Origin of the sequence: Streptobacillus notomytis (assembly GCF_001902585.1) — a bacterium.
In the GTDB taxonomy this organism is placed as follows: Bacteria; Fusobacteriota; Fusobacteriia; order Fusobacteriales; family Leptotrichiaceae; genus Streptobacillus; species Streptobacillus notomytis.
Window position 1 is genome coordinate 1 of sequence record NZ_LKKV01000127.1, and the last position, 519, is coordinate 519.

The following is a 519-nucleotide window of genomic DNA, read 5'->3' on the forward strand; positions in this document are numbered from 1 at the left end:
ATCCATAGCTTATTCCTACACTTTTATCATAGTTTACTTTTATTTCTAAATTCCCATATTCTTTAAAGTTTAAACCTAATGATAAATAGCTATCTGCTGGTTTTATTATTCTATTCTTTAATCCATCATCTGCTCCAAATCCTAAGCCTAACTTTAGATTTATAAACTCATATATTGTTACACTTCCACTAAATTCATTCTTAAAAGATACATTTCCTTCTTTACTTTATTTGATGTATATGCTGAAAATACTGTAAAGTCTTTGTTTTTATTTTTTTTATCATTTTTCTTATATTTATTTTTATCTATAGTAAGTTTATCAGTAAATATCTTTCCTTTAATCTTATTTTCTGTTTTAAATTCTACATCTTCTCTTTTATACTCTAAATCTATCTTTATTTCTTCTTTATGTAATAGTTTATTTGTTGGATCACTTTTAGGTAATTGCCCATTTGCACTTGTATTTCGCCAGTTAGCACTGTAATCTAGAAATGTTTCATCAGAAAAATTATCATTACT

At 24.7% G+C, this 519-nt stretch carries 1 pseudogene; it reads right to left on the bottom strand.

What is annotated here, in order from left to right:
- Window positions 1–177: 177 nt before the first annotated feature.
- Window positions 178–519 (bottom strand): annotated as a pseudogene (locus BUE91_RS07195) (hypothetical protein); the annotation flags it as partial.